Origin of the sequence: Neobacillus niacini, from assembly GCF_000759675.1 — a bacterium.
Taxonomy (GTDB): Bacteria; Bacillota; Bacilli; order Bacillales; family Cytobacillaceae; genus Neobacillus; species Neobacillus niacini_A.
This window is the reverse complement of the sequence record NZ_BAWM01000098.1, coordinates 199,736-226,041: the sequence shown is the minus strand read 5'-3', so window position 1 is coordinate 226,041 and position 26,306 is coordinate 199,736. Positions and strand designations below refer to the sequence as shown.

At 37.4% G+C, this 26,306-nt stretch carries 25 protein-coding genes; 22 read left to right on the top strand and 3 right to left on the bottom strand.

Features of this window, described 5'->3' with window-relative positions:
- Positions 1–14 precede the first annotated feature (14 nt).
- The 4 genes from TR08_RS23005 to TR08_RS22990 all read left to right on the top strand — a co-directional run bounded on the left by TR08_RS23005 (position 15) and on the right by TR08_RS22990 (position 4,273).
- Positions 15–1,541, top strand: a complete 1,527-nt coding sequence (locus TR08_RS23005; protein ID WP_045522188.1) for a tripartite tricarboxylate transporter permease — start codon at positions 15–17, stop codon at positions 1,539–1,541.
- Between the two features lie 70 nt (positions 1,542–1,611).
- On the top strand, positions 1,612–3,198 hold the full coding sequence (locus tag TR08_RS23000; protein ID WP_045522186.1) for an ATP-binding protein: 1,587 nt from the start codon (positions 1,612–1,614) through the stop codon (positions 3,196–3,198).
- Positions 3,199–3,927 carry a response regulator gene (locus TR08_RS22995; RefSeq protein ID WP_045522184.1) on the top strand — a complete coding sequence of 243 codons (729 nt, stop codon included), beginning with the start codon at positions 3,199–3,201 and terminating at the stop codon, positions 3,925–3,927.
- A 58-nt stretch (positions 3,928–3,985) separates the two neighbouring features.
- A complete protein-coding gene (locus TR08_RS22990) occupies positions 3,986–4,273 on the top strand; it encodes a hypothetical protein (RefSeq protein WP_052427594.1) in 288 nt (95 codons plus the stop codon).
- Positions 4,274–4,353: 80 nt separating this feature from the next.
- On the opposite strand, the gene TR08_RS32765 is transcribed toward TR08_RS22990, so the two are convergent.
- Complete coding sequence (locus tag TR08_RS32765; RefSeq protein WP_052427593.1) at positions 4,354–4,953, bottom strand: collagen-like protein; 600 nt, start codon at positions 4,951–4,953, stop codon at positions 4,354–4,356.
- A gap of 49 nt (positions 4,954–5,002) precedes the next feature.
- Entirely contained in the window at positions 5,003–6,772 is a 1,770-nt protein-coding gene (locus TR08_RS22980) for a PKD domain-containing protein (protein WP_045522182.1), read from the bottom strand.
- A gap of 221 nt (positions 6,773–6,993) precedes the next feature.
- On the opposite strand from TR08_RS22980, the gene TR08_RS22975 reads away from it, so the two are divergent.
- Together TR08_RS22975 and TR08_RS22970 are read left to right on the top strand one after the other, a co-directional pair.
- Positions 6,994–7,398, top strand: coding sequence for a hypothetical protein (locus TR08_RS22975; RefSeq protein WP_045522181.1), 405 nt, complete (start codon positions 6,994–6,996; stop codon positions 7,396–7,398).
- 122 nt (positions 7,399–7,520) lie between these two features.
- Positions 7,521–8,840: a copper resistance CopC/CopD family protein gene (locus TR08_RS22970; protein WP_045522179.1), complete on the top strand. Its 1,320-nt coding sequence runs from the start codon at positions 7,521–7,523 to the stop codon at positions 8,838–8,840.
- A gap of 2 nt (positions 8,841–8,842) precedes the next feature.
- On the opposite strand, the gene TR08_RS22965 is transcribed toward TR08_RS22970, so the two are convergent.
- Positions 8,843–9,250 carry a hypothetical protein gene (locus tag TR08_RS22965; RefSeq protein ID WP_045522178.1) on the bottom strand — a complete coding sequence of 136 codons (408 nt, stop codon included), beginning with the start codon at positions 9,248–9,250 and terminating at the stop codon, positions 8,843–8,845.
- A gap of 112 nt (positions 9,251–9,362) precedes the next feature.
- Here TR08_RS22965 and TR08_RS22960 point away from each other — a divergent pair, with 112 nt between their 5' ends.
- From TR08_RS22960 to TR08_RS22885, 16 genes are all read left to right on the top strand, one after another.
- The gene (locus TR08_RS22960; RefSeq protein WP_045522177.1) at positions 9,363–10,076 is read left to right on the top strand and encodes a hypothetical protein; all 714 of its coding nucleotides are present in this window, start codon (positions 9,363–9,365) and stop codon (positions 10,074–10,076) included.
- A gap of 106 nt (positions 10,077–10,182) precedes the next feature.
- A complete protein-coding gene (locus TR08_RS22955) occupies positions 10,183–10,470 on the top strand; it encodes a hypothetical protein (RefSeq protein ID WP_045522174.1) in 288 nt (95 codons plus the stop codon).
- Positions 10,471–10,508: 38 nt separating this feature from the next.
- On the top strand, positions 10,509–10,829 hold the full coding sequence (locus TR08_RS22950) for a hypothetical protein (protein WP_045522172.1): 321 nt from the start codon (positions 10,509–10,511) through the stop codon (positions 10,827–10,829).
- Positions 10,822–14,508: a multicopper oxidase domain-containing protein gene (locus TR08_RS22945; protein ID WP_045522171.1), complete on the top strand. Its 3,687-nt coding sequence runs from the start codon at positions 10,822–10,824 to the stop codon at positions 14,506–14,508. Before TR08_RS22950 ends, TR08_RS22945 begins: the two co-directional genes overlap by 8 nt.
- A complete protein-coding gene (locus TR08_RS22940; RefSeq protein WP_045522168.1) occupies positions 14,505–15,353 on the top strand; it encodes a hypothetical protein in 849 nt (282 codons plus the stop codon). Before TR08_RS22945 ends, TR08_RS22940 begins: the two co-directional genes overlap by 4 nt.
- A gap of 658 nt (positions 15,354–16,011) precedes the next feature.
- The gene (locus TR08_RS22935) at positions 16,012–17,229 is read left to right on the top strand and encodes an MFS transporter (protein ID WP_045522166.1); all 1,218 of its coding nucleotides are present in this window, start codon (positions 16,012–16,014) and stop codon (positions 17,227–17,229) included.
- 190 nt (positions 17,230–17,419) lie between these two features.
- Positions 17,420–18,379: an aldolase catalytic domain-containing protein gene (locus tag TR08_RS22930; protein ID WP_045522164.1), complete on the top strand. Its 960-nt coding sequence runs from the start codon at positions 17,420–17,422 to the stop codon at positions 18,377–18,379.
- A gap of 274 nt (positions 18,380–18,653) precedes the next feature.
- Positions 18,654–19,553 carry a LysR family transcriptional regulator gene (locus TR08_RS22925; protein WP_045522358.1) on the top strand — a complete coding sequence of 300 codons (900 nt, stop codon included), beginning with the start codon at positions 18,654–18,656 and terminating at the stop codon, positions 19,551–19,553.
- Between the two features lie 187 nt (positions 19,554–19,740).
- A complete protein-coding gene (locus tag TR08_RS22920; RefSeq protein WP_045522162.1) occupies positions 19,741–20,106 on the top strand; it encodes a hypothetical protein in 366 nt (121 codons plus the stop codon).
- A gap of 163 nt (positions 20,107–20,269) precedes the next feature.
- Positions 20,270–21,325, top strand: coding sequence for an LLM class flavin-dependent oxidoreductase (locus tag TR08_RS22915; protein ID WP_045522160.1), 1,056 nt, complete (start codon positions 20,270–20,272; stop codon positions 21,323–21,325).
- 98 nt (positions 21,326–21,423) lie between these two features.
- Positions 21,424–22,758, top strand: a complete 1,335-nt coding sequence (locus TR08_RS22910; RefSeq protein WP_045522159.1) for an LLM class flavin-dependent oxidoreductase — start codon at positions 21,424–21,426, stop codon at positions 22,756–22,758.
- 139 nt (positions 22,759–22,897) lie between these two features.
- Positions 22,898–23,176 (top strand): glutaredoxin family protein, encoded by a 279-nt coding sequence (locus TR08_RS22905; RefSeq protein ID WP_045522155.1) that lies wholly within the window; start codon positions 22,898–22,900, stop codon positions 23,174–23,176.
- Positions 23,177–23,245: 69 nt separating this feature from the next.
- The gene (locus tag TR08_RS22900; protein WP_045522356.1) at positions 23,246–24,076 is read left to right on the top strand and encodes a transporter substrate-binding domain-containing protein; all 831 of its coding nucleotides are present in this window, start codon (positions 23,246–23,248) and stop codon (positions 24,074–24,076) included.
- A gap of 23 nt (positions 24,077–24,099) precedes the next feature.
- On the top strand, positions 24,100–24,810 hold the full coding sequence (locus tag TR08_RS22895) for an amino acid ABC transporter permease (RefSeq protein WP_045522154.1): 711 nt from the start codon (positions 24,100–24,102) through the stop codon (positions 24,808–24,810).
- 17 nt (positions 24,811–24,827) lie between these two features.
- Positions 24,828–25,538: an amino acid ABC transporter permease gene (locus TR08_RS22890; RefSeq protein WP_045522153.1), complete on the top strand. Its 711-nt coding sequence runs from the start codon at positions 24,828–24,830 to the stop codon at positions 25,536–25,538.
- Positions 25,535–26,305, top strand: a complete 771-nt coding sequence (locus tag TR08_RS22885) for an amino acid ABC transporter ATP-binding protein (RefSeq protein WP_045522151.1) — start codon at positions 25,535–25,537, stop codon at positions 26,303–26,305. The genes TR08_RS22890 and TR08_RS22885 overlap by 4 nt, the downstream gene beginning before the upstream one ends.
- Position 26,306: the final 1 nt, after the last annotated feature.

Here is a 26,306-nt window from a genome sequence, read left to right as displayed (position 1 = left end):
AAGGAGGACACAAAATGAGTACACTTGATTATTTATTTCAGGGATTCGGAACGGCACTTATTTGGTATAATATCCTTTTTGCCTTTGTTGGGGTTTTAATTGGGACAGCAGTTGGTGTGCTTCCTGGGATTGGACCGATGAGTGGCGTTGCCCTTCTCATTCCAGTAACGGCTTCTATTACGGGCGGACTCCCGCCAGAACATGCAGCCACGAGCGCGATCATTCTACTCGCTGGAGTTTATTATGGAGCGATGTATGGAGGATCGACCACTTCCATTCTATTAAATACACCTGGAGAATCTTCCTCTGTCGTTACGACATTGGACGGTTACCAGATGGCCAAGAAAGGAAGAGCAGGAAGTGCCTTATCCATTGCGGCAATCGGTTCTTTTGTGGCGGGGATTATTACCCTTGTGGCATTGATTGCATTAGCGAAACCATTATCAGCTGTAGCGCTCAAATTTGGGCCAGCAGAATATTTTTCCTTAATGCTATTAGGGTTGGGTGCTGTCAGTGGATTAGCAGGAAAATCGGTAACCAAAGCATTAATTATGACTGTTCTAGGTTTATTACTTGGTACGATTGGAATCGACAACGTATCTGGTATTGCCAGATTTACCTTTGATGTTCCTTGGCTGTATCAGGGAATTGAGTTTTTAACCATTGCGGTAGGGTTGTTTGCAGTAGGTGAGGTTTTTAAGACGATTTTGGAAAAAGAAGAGGAAGATAATGAGATTGCAAGGATAAATAATTTACTTCCATCAAAAGCTGAACTAAAAGAATCTGCAGGACCAATTGCCCGAGGTTCACTCTTAGGCTTCTTTGTAGGAATTTTACCTGGTGCGGGAGCGACGCTTGCTTCTTTCTTTTCCTATATTCTTGAAAAAAAGATCTCAAAAACACCTTCAAAATTCGGAACAGGAACGATTGCTGGGGTTGCGGCACCAGAATCAGCGAATAACGCGGCATCAGGGGGAGCGATGATCCCATTACTAACATTAGGTATTCCTGGTTCAGGAACAACGGCTATTTTAATGGGAGCGCTGATGATGTATAACGTCCAGCCTGGACCGTTATTATTTGAGGACCATCCTCAAGTGGCATGGGGACTAATTGCCAGCATGTTTATCGGGAACATCATGCTATTAATTTTAAATCTACCACTAGTTAAAGTGTTTGCTAAAATTATTCAAACGCCAAAGCAATTCTTGATTCCTATGATTATTGCCATCTCGATTTTTGGTGTCTATGCGGTCCAAGTATCAACTTACGATCTTTTACTTTTATTGGGATGTGGACTTTTTGGCTATTTCTTAAACAAAAACGATTATCCAATTGCCCCGCTCGTTCTGGGATTGGTGTTAGGACCGATGGTAGAGAATAATTTACGAAGAGCCCTAACAATATCTAATGGAGATTTCAGCGTTTTCTTTACAAGACCGATTTCACTGCTTTTTCTAATTATTACTTTCCTTTGGCTGATTATACCGTTCCTCATGAAAAAAAGAGGGAAAGATGTAATTATTAATATTGAGGGATAATTTTTTTAATAATGCGAAAACTCCTTTATTTAAGGAGTTTTTTTACTATAATAAGAATGGAGGCGATTGTGTGCGTTTACATTCAAAATTAATGCTAGTCATTCTTCTTCTCATAATCTCAATTGGAGGTATTTTTGAGGTTACGTTTAAAAATATGATGGAAACCAATCTAAAACATGAAATCGGTTCTAAAGCCTTATCAGTAGCCCAATCGATTGCTAGTATGCCAGATATCCAGGAGGCCTTTCAAGCGGAAAATCCTGCTTCAACGATCCAGCCAATCGCTGAAAGAATTCGTAAACAGGTTGGTGCCGAATTTATTGTCATCGGGAATCGAAATGAAATTCGATATTCCCATCCTAATCCAAAGCGATTAGGACAAAAAATGGTTGGGGGAGATAATGGACTTGTTTTTAAAGGAGAATCTGTCATCTCAGAATCTACCGGAACACTAGGACCTTCACTAAGGGGAAAAGCACCTATCTTTAGCCAGGGAGAAGTAATTGGTGTTGTTTCTGTTGGTTATCTCCAGACAGATATCGAAAAGGAAGTCTCAAAAATTCAGAAAAAAATCTTTTTTGCTACACTGCTGATTTTAATAGGCGGATTACTAGCAGCACTACTCATTTCGTTAAATATAAAAAAAGCAATGTTTGGACTAGAACCGAAAGAAATCGCCTGGATGTATCAAGAGAAACATGCAATATTAGAGTCCATTCATGAAGGGATCATTGCGATCGATACGAATGGAAGAATCACCGTAGTGAATGAAACGGCTCATAAAATTTTGGGGGTTCCGAATGAGACTCTTCTCCGAGGAAAAAGAATTGAAGAGGTCATAGAAAATACGAATCTACTTGAAGTAGTTCGAAATGGACAGGCAGAATATGATAAGGAAATTTTGATATTTGGGGACGTTTTTTTGGCAAATCGTATTCCGATTTTTAATAAGAAAGGGAATGTAATTGGTGCTGTCGCAAGTTTACGTAATAAGTCAGAGTTGGCCCAGTTACTTCAGGAATTATCCCATGTAAAAGCCTATGCAGAAGGATTACGTGCTCAAACCCACGAATATTCCAATCGTCTTTATACCCTTCTAGGCTTGATTCAGCTTGGATCTTATAAAGAAGCCATTGATTTTATCTCAAAAGAAGTGGATGTCACTCAAGGATTCATTCAATTTTTAATGAAGGAAATACCCGATCCAATTATTGCAGGATTTATATTAGGGAAGGTAAGTTTAGCAAGCGAATTGAAAGTTCATTTTTCAATAGATAGAGAGAGCAGCTTTAAAGATATACCACATGAAATCAGTAGAGATTCATTAGTAACCATTATTGGCAACCTTATTAATAATTCCTTTGAAGCTGTAAGAGAAAATGGAAAAGGAGAAAAAAGAGTAACACTATTTTTGACCGACCTTGGTAAAGAGTTAATTATTGAAGTAGAAGATAACGGAAAAGGGATAGAAAGTAATAATAACGACCAGATATTTAAACAAGGCTTTTCCACAAAGGACAAGAACAGTAATTCCGGAATTGGACTGAGTCTAGTTCAAAATGCAATTAATAGTTTAGGTGGATATGTCACGTTTTCATCAAATGTGGGGGAAGGTACGATTTTTACTGTGGCGATTCCAAAGAGAGGGGGAATGTGAATGAAAGGGAAGCGAGATATTGAAGTATTAATTGTCGAGGATGACTTTAGGATAGCAGAAATACAAAAGCGGTTTCTTGAACAGGTTGAAGGCTTTCAAGCAGTAGGGATTGCAGCCAGCTATATAGAGGCAAAAACCTTAATTGATATATTGCAGCCGGATTTACTTTTGTTAGATGTTTATTTTCCTGATATGAACGGACTAGATTTACTAAAAGAAACAAAACAACAATCGAAACAAATGGATGTTATTATGATTACAGCTACAAAAGAAATCCATAAAGTCCAAGAGGCTATTAGTATAGGAGTATTTGATTATATTATTAAACCTGTAGTTTTTGAACGCTTTAAACAATCGTTACTGAGATTTAAGGATTATCATGGAAAGCTATTGCAATTAAGAAAAGAAAATATCCATGTAACACAGCAGCAGGTAGACAGGCTATTACGGAAAGAAGTTGCTGGTGCAGGAAACGAAAAGGCTTACCTCCCGAAAGGAATCGATCCGCTAACGCTTGACAAAGTGTTGGAGGTTCTTGGGAAGGTAGAATATGGGCTTACAGCAGAAAATGTCGCAAAAGAAATTGGTGTAAGTAGAACAACTGCTAGAAGGTACCTTGAACACTTAGTAGCCAATGATAATATAGAAGCCGATTTATCATACGGAACAATAGGGCGTCCAGAACGGGTTTATATGGTTCCAGGAAGATTCCCACAGAATAGGTCATAGGAATAGGAACAAAGTTAAATAAAACAGGCCAATAACAAATGAGGACTCCTTCTGTTTATTGGCCTGTTTTATTTTTTGCAAAGTTATTGAAATTCCAAATGATATTTTAGAAGATGCGGATGCCAGCAAAGTTACAGAACTACAAATTAATGATGAATTAAAATTATTTGTTATTGGGAAAGAAGACATTATATTGGTCCGATTAAGAGCATGCATCAATTGGAAATCAACCTCTGATTGTGAATGTGGAAAGAGGATGTTTCTCCTTCATTATGAACATTTAGATATTGAATATATGAAAGAAATAAGCAAAAAGGATTTAACAGTGAATCTATTAGAGCAATGAAATAAGGATAGTTAATATTCTTTAAATCAATAAAGTGCCAGACACCATCCATTCTCTGGAAAGTGCCTGGCACTTTATTCTTAACCGATTTGCAATACTTGGATAGTTGGTACAACGTAGCTTGCGTTTTCAGGTAAACTAGCAGAAAGTTGAACAATGTCGTTTGCTAATAAAGAAAAGATTATAGAAGTTCCTAATGTAGAACTCGTTTCTTCCGAATTGTCGGTCTTTGTGGAATGAGTCTTTGAAGAAGCTACGTTGATTGAATCATTGATAATAATTTGAAACTCAGCTTGACTATTTTCAGCTGTTAAGGTCGCAGTTGCCTTATAGCTGATTTGAAAAATACCATCTCTTAAAACTTGTAATCCGTTTGGCATAAGATTTACATCATTTAATGGACCAGCAATTGTAAAAGGAACAGTACCTGAACGAGTAATTTTTGATGGATTATAGGCAAATCCATATGCTGCATCTATCGAAGATCCAGGTAGACCTGGAGGACCTTGCTCCCCTCTGAGTCCTTGCTCTCCTCTAAGTCCTTGCTCTCCTCTAAGTCCTTGCTCTCCTCTGGGACCTTGCTCTCCTCTGGGACCTTGCTCCCCTATAGGTCCTTGAGGTCCACTTCCCCCAAATGAAGAAGATTCCAAATCTGACGATTCATAATCTTTTTTAGACATGTTACCACTCCTACCTTTAATTATAAACTACCTTGAGCATTCGTTCTGATTAACGTCTTATATTTATTGGAACTGCTTCTAGAATGCCGCCTGAAGTTGATTGAATAGTGATCGCCCTTGTGGCATCAGGTTGTGTATCTGAATCACTTATTCTATAACTCCATATGCCATCTGGATCAACTTCTACCTCTGCAAGAATGGACCCATTGCTGTTGTTTCCTAAATAGATAGTAATCGTTACCCCTGGTCCAGCAATATTTGATGTTCCTTCAATTAGCCATTCTGCATTCGTTTTTCGAAATTCCGCCCGTGTAACGGTTAGGGTATTTTGGACGGTTGAAATTTGAACTGTATCCGTTGAGGATCCACCAGGTCCACTAACAGTTAATCTAAAAGTTAGAGACTCTGTCTGATTAGGGAACGTGAAGGATGGATTGGCGGTATTGGCATTGGATAATAATACAGTCGTTCCAGAGATTTGCTCCCAAAGATAAGTCTCTACATTCGTCGAAGCGCTCCCGTCCAGCGTAGCAATAGATCCTTGCGATACAATTTGATCTAATCCAGCATTTGCTACTGGTGTTGGTGTTGGATTATCAGATAAACTAATAATTTGAACTGGAATCGTAATCTCTCCACCAGCTGTAGAGGTAATCGTTACATTTGCTGGTGAAAAATTTAACGCAGCAATGACTAAGTTTCCATCAGGAGGAAGTGATAAATCTCCAATTCCAAAATCAGAAACTATTAGGCTTACGTTATCGATTTCGTTACTAGATTTTGCGATAATTTTCAATGTTGTTGTTAACGTATTGTATTCTGCTGTAGCACTTACAAAATCGACAGGAACCACTGTCTTCGAACTATCAGGATTATCACTAATATTTGTCACGGTCACTTCGCTTGGTACAACATCTCCTGTGAAATTAGCACGAGTAAAATATATGCCATTCGTACCGTCCATTCTAGTTGGAAGAAGACTAGGACCTGTAACTTCTATTTCCTGCGGAGTAACATCAGAGATCGCAAAAACATCCACAAACCTGCTGCCATCCGCTAATTTACTATACGTTGCACGTGTAACGTCAACACCAGAGTTGGTTGCAATTGTACCTAATAATGTGAAATTCCTTGTTTCAATACTATTATCCGTCAATCGATCTGGAGAGCCAATTCCAATACCAGGTCCATCAATCCGAAAATAGTTCTGGGGTTGACCATTTTGATCCAATAGAACACTACCGATTATAGGATGTAGTACGTTTGGATCTCCAAGGTATCCATCTGGAGCAGGAGGCAGAACAGCAGGGTCCCAGCGTAGAAATGGATGAACTCTACTATTAAGGGCGAGGTGAAAATCCCCTCCGTTAACACTTCCAATATCCTCTGTAAAATTAATTTCACCGATTCCTGGTTCATTAGGATCTGCTATTTCAGCAATAAATGTATCCGTTCCGTATGGATGCCTAACTGTATAGCTGGCATTAGCTACTAAACCAGAAACTCGAATTCTAACTCGTCCAAAAACAATTTGTTCCCCATCCGTTGGGGTCTCGCCAACAAATGCTGCTTCCAATGCTAATACCAATCTTGCTCTTTCGCCTGTACCTGTCGTCATTTCAGCTTCTGCTGAATGATAAAAGGCTTCAGATGGAAAATTGTTTGGAAAGGATACAGGTTGTGTAGGGTTTGGTAATTCTTCGGGTGCAAAGCCAGAGAAGGGATCATTAGGATCGAGGTTTAACTGCAGACGAACTCCATTCTCATCCTCATACCAAACCGGAAATCCATTATCCCCGCTTGTTGGACCAACTTTCATGAATATGCCACCTTTCTGTTGTTTATTTATTTTTCCATTTTTTATGACATAGACTAGACCTACTATCTTATGAACTCGAGATAAAGAAGGTGATACAAACTTTCGCGGAATTATTTCATTCATAAATAAAGCAATTGTACAACTTCTGTGCACTAAACCCTTTCGGAGACACGGGGATTTGCATATATTGAAATAATCATATTTGAAAGGAGGTTATTAACTTGGGATCTAAAACTAAAGAGCATAAGGATAAAAAAAGCAAAAAAGAAGAGCGTAAGTCTGTCAAGCACTTAACTAAAAATGGATGTAATATACCTGTTAATCTCACTTGTCCGGATTGTCCCGAAGATTTTCATTTAAACTTAGCTGGATTGACAGGAAATTTAAATTTCCAATTATTAAAGACTGAAGGTTGTAATGTAGAAATCGATACAGCTTCCTGTGACAACATGAATAAACAAAGAGGAAAAATTTTTAATATTGGTATTGATTTTATTGAATTAAAAAAAGAAAACGGTGTGATTGTTACTATATTACGAGATAAGATTAGTCAAATAATCTGGTTAGACAATGACTGCAATCCTCTTGTTGGTGAGACTCATGAAACTGTTATTGGGAATGAGTGAGATTCCATAAATATATTTTATAAAATATCCAAGTGAGATTAGTTCTCACTTTTTTTGTGGAAAGGCCTATTTCAATATGTGATGAATAGAATATTACAAACGTGTGAATAGGTGGGATTAAGTTGATTCATAAATGGCAGCGACTAATCTTTTTATCCTTTGTCCTAGCATTTTTATTTTTCATGGGTCCTCAAACTGCTTGGAGTCATTCTTTTGTTGTGAAAGAAACGCCTGCTCCCAATAGCCAGCTCGAGACGTCTCCAAAAGAGATTATCATCACTTTTGATAATAAAGTAGAAAGAGATCTTGTCTCAATAAAGGTATTTGATGATAAGCAACAGGAAATAACGAGCAAACCAGCTCAATTAAGTGATAATCAACAAGCAATCATTTTAGAGGTACCAGAGCTAGCGGGGGGAATCTATAAGGTTGAATATTACGCAGTTTCATCCAATGATGGCCATCCTATAAGAGGCTCTTACCATTTTAAAATTGCAGATGCTATTCCATCTCAGCAATCGCAAGAGGAAGGGAATGAATCGGATTCACCTTCATATCAGGAATCAAAAGATGAATCAAATCATACTGAAGTGATTCCATCCGAACAAGTAGGACTCATGTTGAATGAAATCAATTTATCAGAAGTGATCATATATTTCATGAGAGCCATTTATTATATTGGTCTTCTTTGTATAATCGGCTGGGTGTTTTGGTGGAGAACGATTCAAAACGATTCAACTGAGTTGAAGAAGAAATATTTGTTCTGGGGAATCATCATCCAAATGACACACCTAGTTGGTTTAATGGCCATGATTCTAATCCAACTAAATATTTTTACTGATAACGGGTTGTCATTCTCCCTTAATTTTCCTCTTGGTTCTATTTTTGGTATGGTTTGGCTGGCTTCCCTTTTCATGTCACTTATTGGCTTTGTTTGTTTATTCCGAAATAAATGGTTTGATTTAAGTTGGATACTGGTAATCCTTGTATCTAAAAGTTTAAACGGTCATTCACTTGAGTTTGAACCCACTGTATTATTAGTGATTAGTAATGGAATTCACCTATTGGCAGCAGCTATTTGGGCAGCTGGACTCACTTTTACGATCATTTTTTGGCGTAAACAAAGATTATATGTCCATTCTTTTTTGCCTGTATTTTCAAAGTATGCATTCTTAAGTATCGTTATTCTATCTATTACAGGAGTTTTCACAGCGTTTTCCTTTCTCTCCAGTTTTAATCAAATTTTCACCAATTGGGGGTTCTTCCTTCTGTATAAATTAATTGCTGTGATTCTTGTTGTTGTATTAGGGGGGATCATTCGATCGAAACAAAAAAAACACAAAACAGTGGATTTAGGAATATGGATAATTATTGATTTCACTTTAATGATGATCATTATTATGCTTGTGTCCATATTAACTTATCTAAACCCACTATCTTAATATTAAGAACGAATGGAAAAACAAAGTATACCAAACGTGAAATATACTAGAATAGTAGAAAATGTAATGAGCCCAAGGTCGGCAATAACTCCAATCATTGGACCCATTAATCCAGCCATCACTCCACTTGAAATGCCAGAAAGTAATGTTTGATAATCCACTAACGCACCAAAAATAGCACCTATAATGATCGCAATAACAGTTGAAACAATGGTAATCGCCGTATAATGGGCTGGAAGGGCGTATCCAAGAACGGTTCCAACTGAAATCCCCATTATCCCACTACTTGACATCGCAAGATTCATTCCAAGATGGTATCCAATTACATTCTTCACTTTATATAGGAACGAATAGGAAACAAAACAAACAATGAAATAGCTTACCAAAATCAAGATTATTAATAAACTCATATGATGATCTCCTTTTTATAGTGTAAGTTTAGGGTTTATTCAGAACGTTTCATTCGAATAAACGGATAAAAAAAGTGTTGATAATTCAAAAACCATCGGGAGGATATTCAATGTGATAAGTAATAAAGAAAACGTGAGAGAAAACGAAAAATATGAAAATCAATATCCAGAACTTAAAAAAGAGGATCGGTTTACATCACCTGCAAGTTCATTACCATTATATGAGCTGAAAATGTTACAAGAATATATTCATGGAGAAAATCTGCAAAACTTAGGAAAACATTTGCCACATTATAAAAAGCAAATGATGTTATTAAAATTCTTTAAATATAAAAAAAACCAGAAAGTTGAGGTCTATTCAAGAAACGGAGATGAAGTGATTCACACTCTTGGTAAAGTGAACATCGTTGGAAGAAATTTTGTCATGATAAGGACTCTATTTACCCGCATTTGGATTCCGTATCATGCCATTCATTCTGCAAAAACTCCTTTTGGAACTCCAGACCTTCCTAGCGGTCATCAACATGTAATCTATGATGAAGAGCTTAGAAGAAAATTACTGACTAATTTTGGTGTTACTGTTTCAGGTAAAGAAATATTAAAACAACAGTTTTATGAGGAATTGCTAGATACGAATTTAAAGTCATGGAAAGGGACTAGATTCACAATATATGCTGATAGGCTTATGCAAGGAAAGCTTGTAAATGTGTTAAAGGAGAAAATTTGTATTAAAAGTAAGCAAAAACAAGAAATTTCCATCAATAAAATAAATTATATGAAGCAGGGAAGATTTATTTCCTTTTTCCAGAGGATATTTTCAAAATAGACCACTTGCTAATTTCAGAAAATTTAGGTAATAATCTAGTTCAACCCTATTAAATCCCCATACAATATCTTATTTACTCAATAAAAATTTTAGGAGGAACTATGTTATGGCAGATCCAATTATTGAGGAAAATCAACTGTTCTTGGATATGTTATATAAGAACATTTTACTTGTGTTGGAATGTGATCAATTAAATATTTTAGGTCAAACGTTTCGGCCAATCTTTACTGGGAAAGTAGTGGAAGTAACAAATGGTTTTATTACATTAGATCCTGCCATTATTAAAATGCATAACGCACCGTTTTATAAATTCCCAACACCACTTAGTTTTCCTATGGAGGATATTGCTCTCTTTACTCCCTTTGACCCTAATCGAAGACTTCCGCTTGTTTAATAACATCAAAATTTTATATAAAGGCAGGGTGTAACCTTATGGATATAAATAGTTTATCTAAACAACTTGGTATTGAAGGCGGGGATATAAATGCCATACGGCAAGCAGTCGTTAGTCGGGAATTCAAGGATAATAAAGGACAAAGGGCTTTAATTCTCATTGCTCCATATCCGTTTTTAATCATTGGTACTATTTTTGAAGTTGTTAGTGATTATGTAGTCATAGATGCACAGGTTACAAATATATCAGAGTTAGATGATGAAAGATTTTCGATTCATATTGATGACATAGAAGTTTTTTATATTCAAAAACCAGGCAGACCGGAAATCCCAGACATTAGGAAAGAGCATCATGATTAGAAAATTTCATATTGTGGCCATTCCAATCCGTATCGTTGTAAACAAATTTGGTGATCATGATCCGGATGGTATGATGTATGCCTTAAAGGAAAATGAAAGTCTTATTCAAAAAAAAGTTCAACACCACCCCTTTACTCCTGTAGATCTTGTAGAACCATTAGTTATTCGAGCAAATGCAGGGGATGACATCGAGATCACATTTGAAAACAAACTTCCATTTAATACATCCATGCATATTCAAGACGCGGAATATGAAGTTTTTACTTCAGACGGAGCATTTGTTGGAATTAATCCGGATACGACGGTTAAACCTTTTGACAAAATCGTTTATAAGTGGAAAGTAAACTTTGAAGGACTGTTTTTCTTTTCTGATTTAGGCAATCCATTGTCAAGTGAATTAGGAAGCAATGTACATGGATTATTCGGAGCTCTTTTTGTTGAACCACGCGGGTCCTGGTGGACAGATCCTGTTACAGGTAAACCGATCAAAAGTGGTGTTTTTGCAGATGTTCATAACCCGATTCTCCCCTCTTTCCGAGAATTTGGCTGGTTTTTTCATGATGAGATGGAAGTGGATGATTTAACAGGTCAAAAACCAATCAGTCCTCATACACTTCAACCAGAAGCGACCCATGCAATTAATTATCGAGCAGAACCGATGCGTAACAGATCGAGATTGATCCAAGAAGGTGTGGTTTGTCCAGATTGTGAAGGCGAGGAAGTTCATCATGACTCATGGGCATTTGGAGATCCAGATACTCCTATTTTACGTGCATATGTAGGAGATCCGATAAAGATTAGGCTGGTTCATGCTGGAGTTCAAGAGACGCATGCGTTTCATTACCATGTCCACCAATGGTTATTTGAACCAACCGATCAGGATTCAGAGCTTGTCGATGCACAAGCGATATCACCACAAACACATTATACGGTAACGCCACTTTATGGGGGGGGAAGCTTACAGGGGGCAATTGGGGATGCAATTATACACTGTCACCTTTACCCACATTTTGGAGAAGGAATGTGGGGGATTCAACGTAACTTTGATACCTTGCAGGATGGCAGTCAATGTTATCCAAATGGCGTCCCGATAAAAGCGCTACAGCCTTTACCAGGTCTACCAGTACCATCTAAGCCGACTCCACAAAGACCAGGGTTTCCGAACTTTATTCCAGGTATTTTTGGAAGTAAAGCACCTCGTCCGCCTCTTGGGATTGAAGGCGGACGAGAAGCTACTAAAATTGAAAAAAATCATTTCGCACCAAATGCTCGACCTGGGGCTGTTTTTGTCAATCCATGTATACCAAATGTAACACCAGAGAGGGAATTTCATGTTGTTCTGATTCAGAGACCGATTATCTATAACAAACAAGGATGGCAAGATCCGGAAGGCCGTTTATATGTTCTAGCTGAAGATGAAGAGGATGTGTTAGCTGGAAGGAAAGAACCTGAACCTCTTGTTATTAGAGCAAATGCTGGTGAGTGTATTCGATTTAAATATACGAATAAGTTACCTGAAACGATTGGCGGCAATGCTTTTCAATTAGTCAATCGAACCTATGAAGCAGGAATGCATGTTCACTTTGTTAAGTTTGACCCCCTTGTAGCGGATGGTGCGAATGTTGGCTGGAACTATGATTCTGGGGTTCTGCCAGGTGAAACAATCGAATACCAATGGTTTGCAGATGTAGAATTAAAAGCAACATTTTGGCATGATCATTTATTTCCAAATGAGCATCAACAGCATGGTGTTTTTGCGAGTATTAATATTCAAGCAAGAGGATCAAAATTCTTAGATTCCCACTCAGGAAAAGAAATAAATGCTGGAACTAAGGCAACGATCACAAATCCATTAATTCCAGATTTTCGTGAGTTAAGTTTATTTGTCCAGGATTTTTCCTTATTGTTTGATAAAGATGGCTGTCCATTAAATCCTCCACCATTTCCAGGCTCGCCTGAAGATCCAGGTGTGATGGGAATTAACTATCGCAATGAACCGATTCAATTTCGTTTAAAAGAGCCGGATTTTGATCCTGCATATATCTTCAGCTCGTGGGTTCATGGAGACCCGGTAACACCAATGCTCGAGACTTATAATGGAGATCCTGTTCGGATTCGTCTCCTTCAGGGAGCTCATGAAGAGTCGCACAGCTTTAATCTTCACCGTCAGAGATGGTATAGAGAACGACCTGATTTAGATTCAGAAATTGATCAGCAGCAGCATATTTCGATATCGGAATCCTTTACGCTTGAATTTAATATGGAAGGTGAAGGGGACTTCGATATGCTTTATCATTATGGATCACTGGACGATATCTGGCTAGGAAACTGGGGAATCTTCCGAACCTTTGAGAAAATGGTGCCACATTTAATCCCATTAAAGGATCGAGAAGCACCTCCTACACGGAAGGATCCATTGCCCCGTCCAACAGGACAGAAACCGCCAATGGCCCAGCAACCAGGAAAACCTTGTCCGCCGAATGCCTATGTTCGGAAATATGATGTTGTGGCGTTAACTACTAGAATCAATTATAACGATGATGGAGATCATGATCCTCATGGAATTATCTTTGCACTGAAAGATGATGTGCATGACATCTTAGAAGGAAATGTAAACCCAGAACCTCTAATTTTACGTGCAAATGTCGGTGAATGTGTAGAAGTAACACTTTATAATCAATTGGATGAAGATGCATTTCATCATGGGAAAGAAGAGCATGGCTATCCTGATGTACCCGTGAGTGCCCTATTTCCACCATCAAAGCGGATTTCTATACATGCTCAGCATGTGGTCTATGATGTAAGGTACTCAGATGGGGCGACGGTAGGATTTAACCAAGATCAGACAATTGGCCAAAACGAAAGTATCACCTATCGGTGGTATGTGGATCGAGATTTCGGATCAGCAAATCTCTGGGATATGGCTGATATTCGTAATCATCGACATCATGGAGCCTTTGGAATGTTGATAGCGGAGCCAAGGGGATCAACGTATCTTGATCCAATGAGCAGGGAAATGGTATACACCGGAAGTCAGGTTGTCATTTCAAATCCATTGTTATATGAGTTCAGAGAATTTGCCTTATTAATGCATGATGGTGTAAGGCTTGTCGATGTAAATGGGAAACTCATTCTGGATCCAGAACCGTTGTTGATCGTAAGTGAGGAAGAATTAGAGGACTTTGAAGATCAAGGGTCAAGAGGATTTAACTACCGTGCAGAGCGATTAAGTCATCGCATAACGAGTATAAACGATGTTTTTAAAGCCTTTAGCTCAGAAGGAGAACATGGTGATCCAAGTACTCCACTATTTAAGGCATACCCAGGAGATCCGCTGACTATTCGCTTTGTATTTCCTGCTGACCGTGCAAGAGCACATGCATTTGTGATCCATGGGCATAAATTCTTAAGAAGCCAAAATGATGTTAACTCGTCCATTGTTTCCGTTAAGGGACAAAATACCGTAGGGACTAATGACGATTTCCTTTTATTTTATGGTGCTGGAGGATTGTTAAGACAACCAGGTGATTATATGTATCGATCAGGTAATATCAGGTGGGATATCGAATTAGGAGTTTGGGGAATTATTAGGGTTCTTGATCATGAAACTGAATTATTGGCACCTCTTAAACCCCATTCAGTAATAATGATGGATCAAGTGGGTGGTGATTCAGAATGAGTCGATGCTCAAAATGTAAAAAGGAAAAATGTATCTGTGATCATGAATTTAATAACGCAGAAGAGTCATCCTCGTCATCGCAATTTGATGAGTTTCTAGATGATTGTGTTGAATTTCCATTTAAATGTCCTGATAAAATTCGAACGCGTCGTTTTTCTTCACCAAATAGCCCATTGCCACCTGATGAGTTAGAAGAATTACAACGTTGTATTGAGGCTGCAAATGATTTGCTTCGGTCTATCGGGAATGAGAGCGATCCAGAAAATACCCGACAGCTGCAGTTGCATTTTCTTAGCCTTCAGGGTGAATTTGTTGAAGTGAAATTGAGTTTTGGAGAAATAGTGCCAGAAGAGCCAGAAGTGCCAGAAGAGCCAGAAGAGCCAGAAGAGCCAGAAGTGCCGTCAGTAGAAAAAACAGAAGTAGTAAAAGGAATTCTAGCTACTGCTGGACGAAACTTCATTCAGATAAACTCAATAGGAAAATTCATTTTTATTTTGTATGAGCGGCTTATTTCCCTTTCACGAGAAGACTTTAAAGCATCCGGACATCAAGAACAGGAATTTATTGATGCAGACCGTACTACTAGAAGAGAAATGGTATTAAATTTTGGAGATTTTGTTTCAAAAAGACCTGAATTAGTTAATTTATTTTTTGGAATTCAGCTTCACATACAACTGCTAAACTATCTAGGTGACGATGTTAAAGTAAAAACGGATGATCATATTATAATAGAAGGAACTTTATTTGAAGCAGATGAAGGGAAAATTCGGGTTGAGAATAGGAATGGATCTACAGAAATAAATATGGACCAAATATGTTTTCTCGAAGTAATAAATATGAAATGAGTGTATTATACCCGAAAAGGCACTGACTTCTAACAGTGTCTTTTCGATTTTTTACTGTAATATCAGTAAATTTAAATAACAATAAAGTGCCAGGCACCATCCAATTCTTAACATAAATATACACGAAGTTTTAAGCTTTTGTGACATGTATTTAACATTGAGTCTGTTAAAGCAATCGCTTAAGGAAAGTTAATATAGATCGCTCCTATTAGCATGCCTTTTGCTTAAACAGATTTTCTTATTGAATATTCAACGAGCCAGTCAGGTATTGGTATTCGTTTGGCATGGTTACGATCGCGTTCAATTCTCTCACGTCCTTTCTTCAACCATTCTTGCAATGTAGGCTGAATATTTTTGCAATGGAGCCTGTTAGCGGTGATAAAACCCTATGGTTTTACGAGAGTAAAGTGGGCTGTTACTTTGTGGAAATTAATGTTTTATTTTTAAAAATATTGTCACCTGATTATTAACATGTTACTATTAGTTGAAATTAAATCCCTTTAATCTGGTCCAGAGAGTCCAAAAAGGCGAAAGTAAAATTCATACATATTAATTATGTCTATGAATGCCCTTTTGTCCTTTGGATGAAAGGGTATTTTATTTCTGCTAACTATCTTTTAATCTGAGTCCTGTGAGGCTTGAAAGGAGAACAACAAGAATGGATTATCGTAAAAAAACAGTAGTCGCTTCAGTAGCAGGTTTAACATTAGAGGGCATGGATATTATGTTTATATCCTTTGCGATGTCGATGATTATTGCGGAGTTTCATATCGATATGGCAGCTGGTGGACTTATTTCATCAATTACTAATTTAGGAATGCTTGCTGGGGGAGTTATTTTCGGTATTTTAGCAGATAAATTTGGGAGAGTTAGAATATTTACCTATACGATTCTATTATTTGCTGTCGGAACAGCATTAACCGGTCTGGCACAAAATATTGAACAAGTATATTTATTTAGGTTTATTGCAGGCTTAGGAGCAGGAGGAGAATACGGTATTGGTATGGCGCTTGTCGCTGAGGCATGGCCAAAGAATAAACAAGGACGTGCTTCTTCATATGTGAGTGTCGGTGCTCAATACGGTGTTATCCTTGCGGCTCTTCTTAGTGCGATGATCCTTCCTTCTTGGGGATGGAGAGGATTGTTTTTCGTTGGATTAGCCCCGGTTATATTCGCCTTTATTGTACGAAAGAAATTAGACGAATCACCTGAATGGCTGGCTTCGCAAAAGAAAAAACAAATACTACAGAAGCAAGGAAAATTAAAGCAATTATTTGCTACTCCTAGAACTACAGTAACAACGATTGCTTTAGCAATAATGGCAACGGTCCAAATTGCAGGTTATAATGGCTTGATGATTTGGCTGCCATCCATGCTCCAACAATCCCAGGGGTTATCGGTTTCAAGCTCGGCTCTTTGGACTATCAGTACCGCAGCAGGAATGATTGCAGGTATGTTAACATTTGGACAATTTATGGATCGGTTCGGAATGAAGCGCTCATATGGAATCTTCTTAGTCGCTTCGGCCGTTGCTGTCTATTTATATTCCTTTGCTTCAGGCAGCACAGGTCTTCTAATTGGCGGTGCGATAGTAGGGTTCTTCTCGAATGGAATGTTTGCAGGATATGGAGCATTAATTAGCAAGTATTACTCAGTAGAAATTCGCAGTACAGCTACTAATACAATTTTTAACTTTGGTAGAGCTTTAGGCGGCTTATCTCCTATATTAGTAGGATATATCCTCCAAAACGCAAATGTAACGGTAGCAATGGGATATCTTGCAGCGCTTTATTGTATCTCCTTTATAGCGATGATTAGTTTGCGAAAAGGAAAAGGTAAACAAGTCGAAATCAATACTTTATCTAAAGCAGTGTGATTTTTTTAAAAAAAGCCATTCTCTCAAACATTAATGTAGGAGAGAATGGCTTTTTTTAAAAGAGATAGATTAATATTATTTAAAACAAATTTTTGGAAAATAGATTGACTCCTTTGAATGAAACATGATATAAACACAGTAAGAATTTTAGCGCTTTAAAGTATATGAAATATTCAGGAGGATTACTTTCATGAGTCAACGTAGCAAAATAATAGACTGCACCATCCGGGATGGTGGCTTGGTTAACAATTGGGACTTCAGCATCGAATTTGTTCAAGACTTGTATAATGGCCTAAGTGGAGCGGGCGTTGAATACATGGAGATTGGCTACAAAAATTCACCTAAGCTTTTGAAGGCGACTGAGCCTAATCCATGGAGATTCCTTGATGATAACTTCTTGAAGGAAATTTTTCCTGTAAAAAAACATACGAAGTTTTCTGCTCTAGTAGATATTGGCCGTGTTGATCCGAATGACATACTACCACGTGAGCAAAGTGTATTAGATATGATTCGAGTGGCATGCTATATCCGCGAAGTAGATAAAGGATTAGAGCTTGTACAAATGTTCCATGATTTGGGCTATGAGACTTCACTTAACATTATGGCTTTATCAAGTGTACCTGAACAACAGCTTACGAAAGCATTTGAAATGGTGAAGGAAAGCTCTGTAGATGTTGTCTATATCGTGGATTCCTTTGGAAGCTTAGATCCTACAGATATTGAGCATCAAGTGAAAAAATTCAAAGCGTTAATCCCAGACAAACAGCTTGGAATCCATACGCATAATAACATGCAGTTAGCATTTGCGAATACATTAACGGCGATGCAAAACGGGGTTACCTTCCTGGATTCGTCTGTATACGGCATGGGGCGTGCAGCAGGAAATTGTAACACAGAACTTCTTGTTAGCTACATTCAAAAACCAAGCTATGAACTTAAGCCAGTACTTGAAGTGATTGAAAAGCACATGCTAGAAATGCGCCAAAAGTGGGAGTGGGGTTATATCATTCCGTATATGATTTCTGGTGTACTTAATGAACACCCACGTGTCGCAATGGCTTACCGTGATAGCGCCGATCGTGATAAATTCGTAGATTTTTATGACAAGGTAACATCACCAGAAGTCTCTCTTTCTCCAGCGACGAAATAGGTTAAACTCAAAAAGTACCTCTCTTGATAGAGGTACTTTTTTGTCTGGCTGTATAATTAAATTTGTGCGGTTTTTCGTTGTTTTATGTTCGACCATTCTGGTGACTATATTTAAAATTGATCCAATTCACACTTTACTTATTGGATTAATTGGAGTAAAATTTAGTAAATTTATAAATAATGTTAATTGCCGATTGGACATCCAAAGGCTCCTATACGCATTACGCGTAAAGGAGCTTTTTTTATTTCGTAAAACTAGAAAGGGGTTAGGGAAAGTGAACATTGATCACCTTGAAGCATTTATGTATGTAGTACATTTGGAAAGTGTTCATAAAGCTGCTGAAGCTCTATATTTATCACAGCCAACCGTTACAGCGAGAATCAAAACGTTAGAACGAGATCTTGGCATCGAATTATTTTTGCGAAACGGTAGAAGTTTGACAATATCTGATGAAGGAAAAGCTTTTATTCCATATGCAGAGCAAATTATTCGTACCTATGATCAAGGGAAGAAACTATTGAAGAAGGAAGAAAATCCTGAAGAAATTGTCATAGGGGCTAATATAATTACTTCACAGTACTTTATTCCTTTTGCTCTTCCTTTCTTGAAGAAAGCAAATCCTAAATTACGATTTAAATTTTATTCAGCGCCAAACGATGTATTGCTCGATAAACTTCTTCAGAAGCAGGTGGATATCGCCTTTATGAAGGATGTTACTCATCGTGGAATACAAAAGCATGAGCTTCTAAATAATTCTGTCCGGTTGGTTGTTTATCCTGGACATTCCTTTCAAGTTCAAAAGAATTTATCTGTTCAGCAGCTAGCCAGTGAACCCATGGTTTTTTTTGAATGCGGCGCTTTTGACTGGAATCGGATCCATAAATTATTTGAAATGGCAAATGTTAATCCTCGCATAGAATTTTTAGTCGACCATCTTGAAGTAGCAAAATCTATTATTCTTAGTGGAAATGGCATAGGGTTTTTACCATACCTATGCATTAAAGAAGAGCTTGAAAGAGGGCGCCTGATCGAAGTAGATGTTTCTCATATTCTTCAAATAAATCAGCATATATCTGCGACACATTTAAATAATGGTTTTGTGTACCCCGAGCTTTGGAATGATATTCTTCAGTCAGTTAAAGAATTTGAGAAGGAAAAGAATCCTGTCTTTTGAATAAATTTTCTAATGTAAAGATTACATTTTTCTATCAGCTATCGTATTGCCATTACAAACTTCTCGGTGATAGGATTAAACACAATAAAATAACAAGCAATCATTTCTAAGTGTAAAAGAGAAAAGCATAGCTTTAATTCCTACTATTCAAGTGTGTATTATTGGAAATAAAGAAAGGATGATAAGAATGGCAACGCAAAATAGTAATGATGTAAGGAAAATTGTAGAAACCAAAAAGGAAAACCCCTTCGGATTAAGTAAATATCTTAATTTGCCAGATTTACAGTTTTTTAATTGGTGCAATCAACAGTATCGGGTTAATAGAGGTGTTTATAATACGATGGATCAATGGTTTTACGAATATGGAATTGTCAATGTTCATTCCCGTAGAATTCAAATTTTGGCGTTTTTGGATTTTGTCAAAAACGAGATGTTAGAAGAACAACCTAAATTTATCCGATTTGGTCATGGTGGTCTCTCAAAAAGGCTAAATGAATTTATGAATGATTATGGGCAAAGCAATGTAATTCCCCTAAAGAAACCAAGTAAATGAATTGATTAGAGATCAATTGATAGATTTTTTAAATTAGTATCCAATATTTTCTTATCAAGTAAATTATTGCCAATATATTGTTTTCGGTGATAGGATAAGAATCAATACAAAACATACTTTTCTTATCGACTAGATCGGAATAAAACTGTGGAGGATAAATAACATGAGCTATATGCTAAGTATTTTAGATCAAAGTCCCGTTTTTCCAGGGAGCACTGCTTTTAATGCGTTACAGAAAACCGTTCTATTGGCTCAAAAAGCAGAAGAATGGGGCTACTCACGTTTTTGGGTATCAGAGCATCACCATACAGATCAATTGGCAGGTTCCTCTCCTGAGGTATTAATTTCGTATATATTAGCTCGAACGAATAAGATTCAAGTAGGTTCAGGGGGCGTAATGCTTCAGCATTATAGTCCTTATAAGGTGGCTGAAAACTTTCATGTCTTATCAACTCTCGCTCCGGGAAGAGTAGACCTTGGGATTGGAAAAGCACCGGGAGGTCTTCCGTTGTCAACAAAGGCGCTCCAGTATGGCACCGTTAATGATGGAAATGACTTTTCTGGACGGCTATCTTTTTTAAATGAATTAATTGAAAATTCCGTTGATGAAGAACACCCTCTTACAGGAATTCAAGCAACTCCGATTCCTCAGAAAAAACCTGAAATTTTTTTACTTGGTGCAAGTGTTAAGAGCGCTCAGCTTGCGGCTAATCAAGGGATATCATTTGTATTTGCAAAATTTATCAATAGTGATGATAGGGTATTGGAACAAGCGGCAAAGGTGTATCATGAAGGTTTTCCAAATGGAAGATTCATCATCTCATTGGCTGTTATTGCTGCGCCAACTCAATCAGAAGCAGAACAACTGGCAGGAGATAGAAAAATTGTTAAAGTCCATCTTCAGAGCGGACGCTCGGTGACATTACAATCTATAGAGCAAGCAGAAGTGTTTGGTAAGCAGGCGGGTGAACCATTTGAAATCACAGAACAAAAAGCAGACATTGTTGCCGGGACTACTAGTTATGTAAACGAAATTTTAACAAAACTTCATCGAACATATCAGGTGGATGAATTTATTATACATACACCGATAGAAAAAGAAGAAGAAAGAATTCAATCATTTCAGTTGTTGAGCCCTCGTAACACGAATCGAAATACGGGAATAGAGATTAGAGAAGATTACCCATATATAGCAAGTAAAATCTTTATAAAACAGTGAGAGATGTTCATTTGTATGGCATTTTTTTATATTGCAAATCAAAGTTAAGGAGTAGGTTTAGTTTGATTTGGCTAATGTATTTAAAAGGAGGATATTAAATGTCTATTCGAAAAAAATTGAAATTTGGCGCTATTATTCATGGGGTTGGAGGAAATATTGCTGGTTGGAGACATCCTGATATTCAAGCGGATGCAAGCGTGAGTTTGGAGTTCTATACCAATCAGGCACAAAAGGCCGAAGAAGGAAAGTTCGACTTAGTTTTTATTGCCGATGGCTTGCATATTAACGAGAAATCGATTCCACACTTTTTGAATCGTTTTGAACCACTAACTATTTTGTCTGCCCTTGCAGCAGTTACTTCAAAAATTGGACTTGTGGGAACACTGTCTACTTCATATAGTGAACCCTTTAATGTTGCAAGACAATTTGCATCGCTTGACCATATCAGTCATGGCCGTGCTGGCTGGAATGTTGTTACCTCTCCATTAGAGAAGACGGCATTAAACTTTACCAAAACAATCGAGGAACATCCTGATCATGCGAAAAGGTACCAAATTGCTGCTGAATACTTGCAAGTTGCTAAAGGACTTTGGGATTCTTGGGAAGATGATGCATTTGTTCGAAATAAAGAAACCGGGGTATTTTTTGATTCAGATAAATTACACCAATTAAATCACAGAGGGGAATTTTTCTCCGTACAGGGACCACTTAACATTGGTAGATCCAAGCAAGGCAGACCATTAATATTCCAAGCTGGTTCCTCAGAGGCAGGAAAAGACCTTGCCGCAAAAGAAGCGGATGCTATTTTTACAGGTCATCCAACATTATCAGCCGCGCGAGAGTTTTATCAGGATGTCAAAAACAGAGCATTAGCTTTGGGACGTAATCCAGATGAACTCGCAATCCTTCCAGGGATTGCACCAATTATTGGTACAACGGAGGAAGAAGCTGAAAGAAAATATCAAGAAATCGCAAATTTAGTATCAATCGATAAAGCTCTGGATTATCTAGGTCGATATTTCGAGCATCATGATTTCTCACAATATCCTCTGGATGAACCGTTTCCTGAGGTAGGAGATTTAGGTAAAAATAGCTTCCAAAGTCATACAAATCGAATTAAACAACAAGCAAAGGAAGAAAATTTAACACTTCGTCAAGTGGCATTAAGAGAGACCACACCAAAGCCAGCATTTATTGGAACTCCTGAAAAAGTAGCTGATCTCATTCAGGAATGGTTTGAAGGTAATGGCGCTGATGGGTTTATTATTGGTTCAGCTGTTCCAAATGGATTGAATGATTTTGTTGATTATGTCGTGCCGATTCTTCAAAAACGAGGACTATTTAGAACGGAATACGAAGCTGAAACATTACGTGGTAACCTAGGAATTCCATTTCCAGAAAACCGCTATGCAAAAAAGGTGACAACACATTGACAAAACAAAAAATTAATAAAAGCGATGAGTATTTCTGCTGACTAGTCAACTAGAGGCTCTCTATTTAAGACGATAAATCTTTTAATGGAGAGCCTTTTTTATTAAAAATAAAATGAAAAATGATATGGAGGAAAAAAAGATGGGAAAAGAATTATCGGTTGTGGTTTGGGCTAAAGAAGGTTGTCACTATTGTGGTGAGGTAAAACAATATTTAAAAGATAAAGGGTATAAATACGAAACGATCGATGTTACCCATCATGATGAGCGCAGAGATATTTTGGAAGTTAAGTATGGAGTCAGACATGTACCTGTAGTTGAAATTGGTCAGGGTGAGTTGTATGAAGGGGTAACAAAGGTGGGAATTGACCATCTAGAAAAAGTTCTTGAGAAATTTAATAATAGTAAAATTTTGAGTTAATTCCGATTAAAGACATATTTTTAATAGGTTAATAACATTTAAGTTAAAAAGGATGGATGGAAAATGAAAATGAATAAAAAATTCATGGTAGTAATATTAGGGCTGCTTGCTTTACTCCTTGGAGCATGCTCCTCTCAAGAAACGAAATCATCTACAAAAGAAAGTTCAGGTGGTGCTAATGAGGGTTCAAAAGTCCAAAAAATAATAGTCGGAACAGGGACGCAGTTTCCTAATGTTTGCTTCATTGATGAGGATGGAAATTTAACTGGATATGATGTTGAATTAGTTCGAAAAATTGATGAAAAGCTGCCTGAGTTCGAATTTGAATTCAAAACTATGGAATTTTCTAATCTTTTATTAAGCTTAGAAACAAATAAGATAGATTTTGTTGCCCACCAAATGGAAGTGAATGAGGAACGACAAAAGAAATTTCTGTTTAATGAGGAACCATATAATATCTTTCCGCTTCATGTAACAGTTCATAAAGATAATAAAGACATTCAATCCATTAAAGATTTAAAAGGGAAAAAGGCTATTGTTAGTGCAACCAGTAATTCAGCTGTTTTTCTAGAAAAATATAACAAAGAGAATAATGCAGGAATTGAAATTGTTTATGCGGGGAATGGACCTGATTCTACTATTAATCAAATAAAAACAGGTCGCGCAGACGCAACGATCACGACACCATTTTCTGTCGATTTCAGTAACGATGCCGTAGATGCGCAACAAAAGGTAGTAGGTGAGCCGCTGCTTAATTCAAAGGTTTATTTCCTTCTTAGAAAAGATGAAACACCTTTACAAAAAAGAATTGACGAAGCACTTGTTGAATTGAAAAAAGAAGGAGTAGTGAGTGAATTGAGTAAAAAATGGTTAGGAGCTGACTATACCGTTAATTTTTAAAGCGTTTGGAGGTTTGAACTAAAATGGGGAAAGCATTTGATATTATGTTAATCTTTGAGTTTATTCCGACACTTATTCATTACCTAGGAGTAACTCTGCAGATTTTAGCAGTATCTATAATTCTAGGATTTGTCCTCGGTATTGCAGCAGCGATACCGAGACTTTATAAAATACCACTTTTGAATCAACTAGTGATATTATACGTTTCATTTATTCGTGGAACACCGATATTAATCCAATTATTCCTGGTTTTTTATGGCCTGCCAGCACTTCTCATGCTGTTATTTTCTATTGATATTACAAGGATGGAGGCCATTTATTTTGTCATCATAACCTACGCAATTAGTAATGGTGCTGGATTTTCTGAAATTTTTCGAGCCGCGATTCGAGCAGTGGACTATGGTCAGACCGAAGCCGCCTTTTCTGTTGGGATGACAAGCAGACAGAACTTTTTTCGAATCGTTCTTCCACAGGCTGTAAGGATTGCCTTTCCGAATATGGCAAATTCGGTGATTGGTTCATTAAAGGATACTTCTCTTGCTTTTACCATCGGAGTGATGGACATGATGGGAAGAGGAGATACCCTGATTGCTGCAACCGCACATGCCCTTGAAGTTTATTTATCTCTTTCTATTATTTACTATATAGTCGTGTTATTGTTTGAAAAAATATTTAGCAAACTAGAAAAATATTTCAATCGTTATCAGAAGGCTGATGTAACGGCCGTTGCTTAGGAAGGAGGATCGCTTACATGACAATTGATATTCCATTTATTTGGGTAGCCTTTAAAGAAATTATTAAGGCGCTTCCTATTACACTCATCCTAACCATTGTTCCCTTGCTGGCTGGATTTTTAATCGGCATTGTGGTTGCTCTCGTTAGAATTTATAAATTGAAATATCTTTATCGCATCGCAAATGGCTATGTGTCCTTTTTTAGAGGAACACCAATTATCATGCATATTATGGTCATCTATTTTGGCTTCCCTTTACTACTCGATCAAATTTCACTCAGGTTTGACTTAGGTTTACAAACAAATAATATCCCGATTATTTTGTTTGTATTAATCGCCTTAACATTAGCTGCAGGTTCGTATTTATCTGAAATTATCCGATCTGGTATTATCAGCGTTTCAAATGGGCAATTGGAAGCAGCTTATTCGGTTGGGATGACAAAGTTTCAGGCGATGATCCGCATTATATTACCACAGGCTTTAGCTCAGTCTATTCCAAATTTCACGAATATTTTTGTTGGCTTTTTACACACTTCATCGATTGCTTTTCTTGTATCTCAGAAAGAAGTAACGGGAGCTGCTAATATTGTCGCTTCGGTTAACTTGAAGTTTTTAGAAGCCTTTATTGCCGCGGGTATAATCTATTGGGGCATTACGATTCTAGTAGAAGGGATATCTTTTTTACTTGAAAAAAAGGTGACTGCTTATAATCGAGGAGGGGTGTCATGATTTATTTAAAAGGTATCAAAAAATCATTTAATCAGTTGCCAGTGTTAAAAGGAATTAACTTGAAAATAGAAAAAGGGGAGGTCGTTACCATCCTTGGTCCAAGTGGATCGGGGAAAACAACGCTGTTAAGATGCCTGAATTTCTTAGAAAAACCAAATGCAGGATTGGTTCAAATAGGAAATATAATCGTTGATGCAGAAAAAGCCACAAAAAAAGAAATGCTCGCCATTAGGAAACAATCGGCCATGGTTTTCCAGCATTATAATTTATTTGCCCATAAAACAGTGGTTGAAAATGTGATGGAAGGATTAATCGTAGCAAAAAAGGTAAAGAAAAAAGACGCAAGACAACAAAGTGAAAGAGTACTAGATAAGGTGGGTTTAAGTGATAAACTGGATCACTATCCTTCTCAGCTTTCAGGCGGTCAACAACAAAGAGTAGGGATTGCTAGAGCGTTAGCGTTAAATCCGGAGGTGATTCTTTTCGATGAGCCTACATCAGCACTTGATCCTGAGTTAGTAGGAGATGTACTTTCCGTTATTAAATCCATTGCACAAGAAGGTATAACCATGGTTGTTGTCACACATGAAATGAGTTTTGCAAGAGAAGTATCGAATCGGGTGTTGTTCATGGATGAGGGAGTTATCGTCGAGGAAGGTACACCATTGGAAATTTTTCATGCTGCTAAGGAGGAACGTACCCGCCGTTTCTTACAACGAATATCTGGTGAAACATATTTTTTACCTCTGAAAGAACAGGTGAATTAAC

Coding starts and splice junctions, on each gene's coding strand:
- TR08_RS23005 (WP_045522188.1), top strand. CDS start 15: ATGAGTACACTTGATTATTTATTTCAGGGATTCGGAACGGCACTTATT.
- TR08_RS22995 (WP_045522184.1), top strand. CDS start 3,199: ATGAAAGGGAAGCGAGATATTGAAGTATTAATTGTCGAGGATGACTTT.
- TR08_RS32765 (WP_052427593.1), bottom strand. CDS start 4,953: ATGTCTAAAAAAGATTATGAATCGTCAGATTTGGAATCTTCTTCATTT.
- TR08_RS22980 (WP_045522182.1), bottom strand. CDS start 6,772: ATGAAAGTTGGTCCAACAAGCGGGGATAATGGATTTCCGGTTTGGTAT.
- TR08_RS22965 (WP_045522178.1), bottom strand. CDS start 9,250: ATGAGTTTATTAATAATCTTGATTTTGGTAAGCTATTTCATTGTTTGT.
- TR08_RS22955 (WP_045522174.1), top strand. CDS start 10,183: ATGGCAGATCCAATTATTGAGGAAAATCAACTGTTCTTGGATATGTTA.
- TR08_RS22950 (WP_045522172.1), top strand. CDS start 10,509: ATGGATATAAATAGTTTATCTAAACAACTTGGTATTGAAGGCGGGGAT.
- TR08_RS22945 (WP_045522171.1), top strand. CDS start 10,822: ATGATTAGAAAATTTCATATTGTGGCCATTCCAATCCGTATCGTTGTA.
- TR08_RS22940 (WP_045522168.1), top strand. CDS start 14,505: ATGAGTCGATGCTCAAAATGTAAAAAGGAAAAATGTATCTGTGATCAT.
- TR08_RS22935 (WP_045522166.1), top strand. CDS start 16,012: ATGGATTATCGTAAAAAAACAGTAGTCGCTTCAGTAGCAGGTTTAACA.
- TR08_RS22930 (WP_045522164.1), top strand. CDS start 17,420: ATGAGTCAACGTAGCAAAATAATAGACTGCACCATCCGGGATGGTGGC.
- TR08_RS22920 (WP_045522162.1), top strand. CDS start 19,741: ATGGCAACGCAAAATAGTAATGATGTAAGGAAAATTGTAGAAACCAAA.
- TR08_RS22915 (WP_045522160.1), top strand. CDS start 20,270: ATGAGCTATATGCTAAGTATTTTAGATCAAAGTCCCGTTTTTCCAGGG.
- TR08_RS22910 (WP_045522159.1), top strand. CDS start 21,424: ATGTCTATTCGAAAAAAATTGAAATTTGGCGCTATTATTCATGGGGTT.
- TR08_RS22905 (WP_045522155.1), top strand. CDS start 22,898: ATGGGAAAAGAATTATCGGTTGTGGTTTGGGCTAAAGAAGGTTGTCAC.
- TR08_RS22900 (WP_045522356.1), top strand. CDS start 23,246: ATGAATAAAAAATTCATGGTAGTAATATTAGGGCTGCTTGCTTTACTC.
- TR08_RS22895 (WP_045522154.1), top strand. CDS start 24,100: ATGGGGAAAGCATTTGATATTATGTTAATCTTTGAGTTTATTCCGACA.
- TR08_RS22890 (WP_045522153.1), top strand. CDS start 24,828: ATGACAATTGATATTCCATTTATTTGGGTAGCCTTTAAAGAAATTATT.
- TR08_RS22885 (WP_045522151.1), top strand. CDS start 25,535: ATGATTTATTTAAAAGGTATCAAAAAATCATTTAATCAGTTGCCAGTG.